Origin of the sequence: Psychrobacter piechaudii, assembly GCF_900162825.1 — a bacterium.
GTDB classification, from domain to species: Bacteria; Pseudomonadota; Gammaproteobacteria; order Pseudomonadales; family Moraxellaceae; genus Psychrobacter; species Psychrobacter piechaudii.
Map to the genome: position 1 here is coordinate 22948 of NZ_FUGE01000086.1, position 9167 is coordinate 32114.

Below are 9167 nucleotides of genomic sequence, written 5' to 3' on the forward strand. Positions count from 1 at the left end.
TAAAGGGTCTACCAAGCGACTTATAGTAAGTTTTTTATTAGTGTCATGTCTGTTCAACGGCGCTTTAGGTTGCCTATCATTAATTTGTTATATGGCTAAAAATGCGCCTTGTTGATCACCACCTAGATTACTTGTTGATCGCCTCCTAGATTAATAGTCACCTAGGTTGACAATCACAGTGTTTGTTTAACGACGGCGAATGAACCAACGAATTAATAGAGCTAATACCACTAGGCCTGCAATAATACCTAAGGCAGCTAACCACCCTGCATTCTTAACGATAAAAGGGGCTTGGGGCCCTGCCTTTACCTGATTGGCCACATCGTCTGCGGTCACCTTACTTTCAGTTAAACCGCCAAAAGTTGTACGAACATAGTTAACGATCTCTGCCATTTCCTCAACGGTTAAGTCATCTTTAAAACCAGGCATTTGCGGGCGGGTGTTCACGACTTGATGAATACCATTGGCCACCACACTAATAACGGGGGCTGGGTTGTCGCGTCTTAAGCTGGTTAAGCCCACAATTGAGGCATAACCTGCATCAGGCTGGCCATAACCGTTGATACCATGACAGCTTGCACATTCAGCAAGGTATAAGGATTCGGAATTAGAAGAAGCTTTGGCTTTGGCCTCTTTGAGGACATCCATCTGATCCAGTAAGTTGATGGCGATGTCATCGCTATGCTTTTTAGGTAAAGCGGCCACATTCACTGGCTGTACGGTGTCGGCTGTTGTGACGACTGGCACGGCTTTTAGGTAGCTGGCGATGGCCTTTAAATCTTTATCATTTAAGTAGCGAGTACTGTTCATGACCACTTCGCTCATGGGCCCAGCCGCTAAAGCTTTTTGATGCACACCGCCCTCGCGGAGATAAGTTACAATCTCTTCTTCGCTCCAGCTACCAATACCGCTGGCTTTATCAGGGGTAATGTTGGGAGCATGCCAAGTGCCCAACATGGCCCCTGATAAGTAGTTTTTCATGTCATAACCCATGGTCGCATTACGCGGAGTATGACAGGTACCACAGTGAGCTAGGTTGTCGACCAAATATTGTCCATGCTTCTGGGTTTCATCTAAGCCTTCACGGGCTTTCCAGTCGGGCATATTGACCAAGTTCCAGCCTAGCATTAAGGCACGGATATTGAAGGGGAACGGTAGGTCGGTTTTATAAGCCGGCGGCTCGTCAATGGCAGGTACAGTTTGAAAATAGGCAAACAAGGCAGAGATATCTTCATCCGTCATGCCCTTATAGTCGGGGTAGGGCATAGCAGGATAAAGCCTATGGTTTGGCGCTTTACCTTTGGTCAAAGCATTTTTAAAATCTTGTTCAGTATATTTACCGATACCATAGCGTACCGAGGGAGTAATGTTGGTACCATAAATGGTGCCCATGGGGGCCTCTACAGCGATGCCCCCTGAGTAATCCTCTTTATGACACCCCATGCAGTCTGCTTGTCTGGCAACATACGCCCCACGATTTACCAGTTCACTATTGGCATCGCTATGAGTGGGCATGGCGACAGGAGCCGCACTGGCTGAGCTTAAAGATAAGCCCAATAAAGAGGCCGTCAGTGCTGTACTGGCGAATGATAGGGCCACTGGGCCTTGGAGGGCCGATTTATATAATGATGATAAAGCAGATATAGGCTTCATAACTTCCTCATTTGGCTAGCAGAATACGCTGGCGTAATGGTTGGATAAAACAACAATACAGCACAATAAATAGCTAAGTAAGCGATTAGGGATAAAAATAAAGAGGCAGGAATAATACTAGGGAGACGCAGGTGAAGTAGGACAGCGACTCTTTAATCCCTTAAATCTCTAAATTCCCTGTAGACCTATTATCAGATAGTGATTAATAAATCTAAGCCACTTTATTTTGGGCTGTAACAGCTGATGTAGGATTCAATCAAAATTTGAATCGAAATAGTAATCTTGCTAGTAAGTTAAACGGATTGTTAATGTTATGGATTAACCTAACTAGCACACTCAATTTTTCACTTAAAAGATCTTTATCTAAAGAATTTGGTTAAATTTGGTTAAATGTTGCTGATTGAGCACAGATAATTAAAAACAAACCGAACAATGGGTGGGCTATACAATAAGGTATTCCCTATAATTAAAGGCGTCTAAGGTAAGGGTTGAATATCTTTAGACGTTTAAAATCTTTTTATCAAAAAATGTCCGGTACTTTGTTATCTGTAACCTTACTCAAGTTTATCTGCAATGTAAAACTTAACTACAGCGGATTAACAATTCATAAACGAATTTACTCGAGACGCCCTACACAAACCGCAGTTAGAGTTTGCTAATAATAATCGTTTTTAGAAGGCCGTTTAAGGCAAAAAAAAAGAGCACTGAATTTCAGTGCTCTTTTTAAAATTATGGTCTGTTTAAAGCTATAGAATATATCTTATAGAGCAGGGCTGGTTAAAATAAGCCGACAATATTACCCTCATCATCGACATCAATGCGTTCAGCAGACGGAACTTTAGGTAGGCCCGGCATTCTCATGATGGGACCACAAATCACCACGATAAATCCGGCACCGTTGGAGAGGCTAATATCACGTACCTGAACATTAAAGCCAGTAGGACGGCCTAGAAGAGAAGCGTTATCACTCAAAGAATATTGAGTTTTAGCGATACAAATAGGCAGTTTGTCTAGTTGTAGAGATTCTAGACGTTTAATTTTTGCTCTGGCGGTACTGCTAATATCAATATCATTGGCACCATATACTCGCTGAGCCACGGTACGAATTTTATCTTCGATCCTCATTTGGGTATCATAAGCAAACTTAAATTCGCCATGCTTAGCTTTAGGGTCATTGTCTGCTGCATCGAGTAAATCGATTAAAGCTTTGGCCAGATCCTCACCTCCTGCGCCCCCTTTTTCCCAAACCTGAGTTAGCGCTACATCAACTTTCAGACGCTTACACGCTTTACGCACCATCTCAATTTCAGCCTCAGTATCGCTTTCAAAGTTATTGATGGCCACGATCACACGTAAGCCAAAGATTTCTTGCAAGTTCTCGATATGCTTGGTTAGGTTGGGTAGGCCTTGATCCAGGGCCGCTAAATCTTCTTGTTTTAAGTTGTCTTTGCTGGCACCGCCATTATATTTTAGGGCGCGAATGGTAGCTACGACCACAGCAGCATCAGGGGTTAAACCTGATAGACGACACTTAATATCACAGAATTTCTCAGCGCCTAAGTCGGCACCGAAGCCGGCTTCAGTTAAGGTATAGTCAGCCAAATGTAGGGCAGTGCGAGTGGCTATAACTGAGTTACAGCCATGGGCGATATTGGCAAAAGGGCCCCCGTGTAAAATAGCAGGGTTGCCTTCAATGGTTTGAACCAAGTTGGGCTTTATGGCTTCTTTTAATAAGGCAGTCATTGCGCCATGAGCCTTTAAGTCTTTGGCATAGATGGGCTTTTTATCTTTGCTATAAGCCACCAAGATATCGCCCAAACGCTGTTTTAAATCGGCCAAATCTGTGGCCAGACAGAAGATAGCCATCACCTCTGATGCCACAGTAATATCGAATCCGCCTTCACGCATCACCCCATCTGAGGTATTGCCTAGACCGCTCACAATGTTACGCAGTTGGCGGTCATTCATATCCATGGCTCGGCGCCAAAGGATTTGTTTGGGATCGATATTTAGAGCATTGCCTTGATAAATGTGATTATCAATCAAAGCGGCCAATAGGTTATTGGCCGCCCCTATGGCATGCAAGTCACCGGTGAAGTGGAGGTTGATATCTTCCATAGGCAGTACTTGAGCGTAACCGCCCCCTGCAGCACCTCCTTTAATACCAAACACTGGACCTACTGATGGCTCTCGTAGTGCAACAATGGTACGTTTACCATCTTGGTTCTGCTTGTGCACTCGGTTTAGGGCATCGGTTAGACCAATAGTTACTGTGGTTTTGCCCTCACCGGCAGGGGTAGGGTTGATGGCTGTAACTAATACCAATTTACTGTTTTTTGATTTTGGCGGTTTGGCAAATACGTCATTGGGATTGATTTTGGCTTTATAGTGGCCATAAGGCTCAATCTTATCTGCGGCTAAGCCCAGTTGTTCAGCAATTTCTACAATCGGTTTCAGGGTTGCTTTTTGGGCAATCTCAATGTCGCTTGGTACGCTCATAGTTAACTCTCGGTTCGTTTGTAACATAAAAAACTAGTTAAAGGGTTAGTGATTACTCGGTTTTACCATGCGGACGTAGCCATTTAGCAAACCAGTTAGAAATATCATCCATAAAAGTATAAACCATAGGGATGACAATTAAACTTAAGAAGGTTGAGGTGAACAGCCCTCCTAATACCGCAGCTGCCATAGGACGGCGAAAAGTAGAGTCGACATCTCCGAGACCAAAGATTAAAGGCAACATTCCTGCAGCCATGGCAATGGTGGTCATGATAATAGGTCGAGCCCGCTTACGACAAGAATCTAGAAGAGCGTCGAAACGATTCAACCCGTGTTCTTTTTCGGCCAAAATGGCATAATCCACCAACAAAATAGAGTTTTTGGTGGCAATGCCCATCAGCATGATAAAGCCAATCATTGAGGGCATGGATAAGCTACTTTTGGTCAATACCAAACCCACAAAAGCCCCGCCAATAGATAAAGGTAATGCCATCAAAATAGTGAAAGGCTGAAGCACCTTACCGAATAGTAAAATAAGCACCCCAAAGATACAGATAATACCGACAGAGATAGCAATCACAAAGCCACCAAATAATTCAGACATACTCTCAGCCTGGCCTTGGTCAATGATTGAAATACCTTCGGGAATATTACCTTCTTGCAGTGATGGAATCGATTTCACTGCTTCTACTAGGCCCCCTAACTCACCGCCTGCGACTTGAACGTTAATGGTAATAGACCGTTCTCTATCAAAACGTAGGATTTCAGAAGGTCCTGTACCAAATGATAGGTCAGCAACTTCACCCACTCGAGCGCCTGTGGTTCCTGAGGTGGGGACATATAAATCTGCTAACTGACTGACATTGTTTTTTGCTTCTTGTGGCAAGCGCACCACGATAGGGACCTGACGCGTATCTAAGTTAAGCTTAGATAATCGTTGTTCATAATCGCCTAAAGTCGCCACACGTAAGGTATCAGCGACACCTTGTGTGGTGGCTCCTTGATCGGCCATGGCAGTGCGATTGGGAACAATGGACAACTCTTGGCGTGGCAAGCTACGGTTACTGGTAACACTGCCGGCTTCAGGTAAAGAGCGAATCTCATTCATCACCTGCTGCGCCATTTGCTCTAATAGCTCAGAGTTGGTACTGGTCAGCGCAAAACTATAGCCAGATTCACCGCCACTAGATAAGCCGATGTCAAATCTTGCACTTGGAACCGTGGATAAAGCGTCGGTGATCTGGCGCTCAATCTCTATTTTACTAGGGCGGGTTCCGCGTGGCTCAAGCACAATATCCACACTAGCCGCATTAGAAACACTACCCGAGCTAGAGGAGGAATCTAAGCTGGCTTGTTGTGGATCGCCCACCACGCTTAAGATACTTTTCACCCCTTCAATTTGAGATATCCGATCTTCAACCATTTTAGTAATACGGCCGGTATCTTGTAAGCTGGCATCTGGGGTTAGCTCGATACCGACTCGAGTTTGATCAATATCGTTTTCTGGGATAAAAGTGGTCGGTAAAAACTTCACTAAAGTCAACGACGCTACGAACAGTAGTAAAGTAGTGCCCAAGGTAATCCATCGGTGATGTAGGGTCCAGCCGACGGTTTTTAAATAAATCTCCATGATGCGCCCAGTCTTTTCGACATGCCCCTTTTCAGGACGTAGCACATAAGCGGCCATCATAGGGGTGATTAAACGGGCTACCATTAGCGAGACAAAAATAGAGATGGCTGCTGTCCACCCAAACTGGCGGAAGAATTGTCCAACGATACCGCTCATAAAGGCGGTGGGCAAAAACACCGCAATTAAAGTAAAGGTTGTGGCGACTACCGCCAAGCCAATCTCATCCGCGGCTTCCATTGCGGCCTGGTAGGGGGTCTTACCCATGCGCAAGTGACGGATGATGTTTTCTACCTCTACAATGGCATCATCGACCAACACTCCCACTACTAAGGACAGCGCTAATAAACTAATGAGGTTTAAACTAAAGTCGAACAGATACATACCTAAGAAGGTAGGGATAACAGATAGGGGTAGAGCAACTGCCGCCACAATAGTGGCACGCACGTTACGTAAGAATAGGAATACCACTACTACGGCTAACAATCCGCCTTCAATCAACATTCTAAGCGAGGCTTTATAGTCCTCTTTAACTGGGGTGGCCCGATCGAATACTTTGGTGATGGTATAGTTGGGCATATCTTGTTGTAGCTTAGCCAACTCTTCGTCCACCAGTTTTACGATTTCCACTTCACTGGCGCCGCGGGATCGAGTCACGTTAAAAGCAACCACGGTTTCCCCATCTAATTTGGCAATAGAGCTGGGATCAGCTGTGCCATCGGTAATGGTTGCTATCTCACCTAGACGCTGAGTGCCCCCTGTGGGTAAGGCAATTTGTAAATCATTAAGCTCTCGAGCACTCTTAACCGCCCCCAAAACACGAATGTTTTGTTTGCTGCTGCCCACCTCAGATTCTCCGCCTGAGCTGTCTTGCTGAATACCAGTGATTTGTTCTGATAGCTGGGTAATAGGCAGTTGTAGAGCATTAAGACTTATGGGATCTACTTCAACACTGATTTCACGTTCCAGCCCTCCCACGCGGCTTACGGTACTCACGCCTTTAATATCAGACAGACGCTTATTAATGGTGTCATCGACAAACCAAGATAAGTCCTCAGGGCTAACCCCATTGGCGGCAACAGTATAGGTAACAGCAGGCAGACCGGCAGTGGTGACCTTGGTTACGATAGGGTCATTGGCTGCGGCAGGCAAGTCCCCTTGGACTTCCCCTACCGCTGAGCGCACATCGTCTACGGCTTCTTGAATGTCCTTTTCTAACACGAATTCAGTGGTCACTGTAGCCGCCCCAGTCTGGAGCGTGGTATTCATGTGCTTCACACCCTCGATACTGGCAATCTTGTTTTCGATCTTTTTAGCCACATCATTTTCCAGCTGGCTGGGGGCAGCACCCGGCAGGGTCACAGTAACTACCACAGCGGGCAGGTCAATATCTGGGAACTGTTGGACCTTCATTTGCATAAATCCATAGATACCACCGAGGGTCAGTAGTATGAATAGAAGAATGGCAACCAGAGGGTTTCGAATGGAGTATGCTGAGACATTAAGGCTCATAAAGGGCATCCTGCTTGGAGAAATAAATCAAAGTAAGAAAGGTACGGCGAAGCAAGAGTAGGCGAGAGGGCGGGGTTATCTATTAACAAACAGGCCATTAACAAACAAGCTTTAATTTTTTAACAGATTCCCTGCCAGATCTCACCTTCCTAAACTCAGTTAAACTATAACAATACTTATTCAGCTTTAGCCGATTCAGGGTTGGCGATGGTCACAACGTCACCGTCACTTAAGAAGCTGCCACCTTGGCGTACGATATTGGCTTCTCCCTGAAGGGGCTCTAGCAGTACCACACGGTCCCCTTGACGCTCACCAAGTTTAACTTTAACTCGGCTCACGCGATAAATAGTTTCACGATTCTCATCTTTCACGGCTTTAACTTGCATCACATAATCGTAACCATCTTGAGTAACCACTGCACTGACTGGAATGGTCGATTTTGCATCGCTACCCAGCTTGAAGGTACCGCGTTGATACATACCTGCTCTGGCGTTAGGGTGTCTGGCCAAAGAGGCATAAATGGTAATCTGACGGCTGCCATCTTCTGCTGTAGGTGAAATACGGCTAACTTTACCCATAACGCTTTTATTGTTTGGTAAGCTGACTTCAACCGGGGTGCCCACATTGATTTCACCCACTTTATTGGGATCCACTTGGGCTTGCCACTCAAGCTTACCTTCTTCAATGATGGTAAATAGAGGCTCTGGGCCAGGCACACTGCCCACGTTAGCCGATTTTTCACTAATAACCCCACTGACAGGAGCGGTTACCTTGGCGTTTTGCATATTAAGGTTTTGATTGTTTAATCGAGCCCTTGACGCAGCTACCGAAGCGGCGGCTTGGTTAGCAGTGGCCACGTAGCGATCGGCCTCTTGTTGGCTGATAGCATTGATATTTAACAAAGGAAGAACTCGATCAGCATCCCGTTTTGCCAATTCATAGCTAGACTCGGCTTCTGCCAATTCTGCTTTTGCTTGAATCAGTTGCTGCTGCATCGCGTCAGTATCAAATATAGCCAATACTTGACCTTTTTTGACTTGATCGCCTTCTCTGACCAAGACTCTATCAATGGCGACTCCGCTCACTTTACCGCTTACAGTCGAGGTAGTCTCAGGACTAATGGTACCATCGGCAGTTAAATCGTTAGTCACACTAGACTGAGAGGGCGTAACTGTCTCAACAGTCAATACGGGCTTTTGACTCACTTCCTTTTCAATCTCGGTGACCCCTGTGGCGGTGCCCATCTGCGGAGAAACGGACCTTTCAGCATCAAGGCCATTGTCTTCAGTTTGTTTCTCGCCCCACATTCTGCCTGCGAACAAGCCAATGGCCAACGCAACCAAAATTAGAGGTAAGACCCAAAGCCAATTCGGCTTCGACTTAACCGCTTCTGCACTATAGGGCGTATAAGCCGAATCTGTATTGGCTGCAGAAGTTTCTGGATTTGGCGAGGTATCCTTAGCAGTGCTAGGAATCTCACTGGGTGTTTTGTTATTAGGATCAGAGTTATTCGTCATATCAGTCTCGCAAACACATTGGTTTGGATAAATAAAAAAATAATTTAAATTATACGTTAAATAAACACTTTTTGTTTAGAGTGATATCGTACTAAATTATTTACTTTCATTATAAATAAAATCTTAATTAAATCGTGACTCATTTGGAGTTTGATTAGTAATTTTTTACTTATATATTTGAGTGTCAAATTAAGCTAATAGATTTTGTGTATTAGCCACAAGCTATGACTTATAGGGGCTTATAAAAAGAGGTCTGGTTTTTAAAATGTGAAACCGATTAACAACAGTTATGCAAAGAACTAGGGTAGGCATATACAACTTAAAAGAACAACTTTACAAATCCATTATCAAAATATCTT

General features: G+C 44.8%; 4 protein-coding genes. All 4 read right to left on the minus strand.

The window, feature by feature from the left end; translation table 11 throughout:
• Positions 1 to 186: 186 nt before the first annotated feature.
• Positions 187 to 1653 carry a cytochrome c gene (locus tag A1019T_RS03995; RefSeq protein ID WP_077450532.1) on the minus strand — a complete coding sequence of 489 codons (1467 nt, stop codon included), beginning with the start codon at positions 1651 to 1653 and terminating at the stop codon, positions 187 to 189.
• 777 nt (positions 1654 to 2430) lie between these two features.
• Positions 2431 to 4152: a formate--tetrahydrofolate ligase gene (locus A1019T_RS04000; RefSeq protein ID WP_077450533.1), complete on the minus strand. Its 1722-nt coding sequence runs from the start codon at positions 4150 to 4152 to the stop codon at positions 2431 to 2433.
• Positions 4153 to 4204: 52 nt separating this feature from the next.
• A complete protein-coding gene (locus tag A1019T_RS04005; RefSeq protein ID WP_077450534.1) occupies positions 4205 to 7291 on the minus strand; it encodes an efflux RND transporter permease subunit in 3087 nt (1028 codons plus the stop codon).
• A 176-nt stretch (positions 7292 to 7467) separates the two neighbouring features.
• A complete protein-coding gene (locus tag A1019T_RS04010; RefSeq protein ID WP_077450535.1) occupies positions 7468 to 8808 on the minus strand; it encodes an efflux RND transporter periplasmic adaptor subunit in 1341 nt (446 codons plus the stop codon).
• Between the last annotated feature and the right edge of the window lie 359 nt (positions 8809 to 9167).

Bases quoted from the DNA above. Each gene is read 5' to 3' on its own strand.
- A1019T_RS03995 (WP_077450532.1), bottom strand. From the start codon at position 1,653: ATGAAGCCTATATCTGCTTTATCATCATTATATAAATCGGCCCTCCAA.
- A1019T_RS04000 (WP_077450533.1), bottom strand. From the start codon at position 4,152: ATGAGCGTACCAAGCGACATTGAGATTGCCCAAAAAGCAACCCTGAAA.
- A1019T_RS04005 (WP_077450534.1), bottom strand. From the start codon at position 7,291: ATGAGCCTTAATGTCTCAGCATACTCCATTCGAAACCCTCTGGTTGCC.
- A1019T_RS04010 (WP_077450535.1), bottom strand. From the start codon at position 8,808: ATGACGAATAACTCTGATCCTAATAACAAAACACCCAGTGAGATTCCT.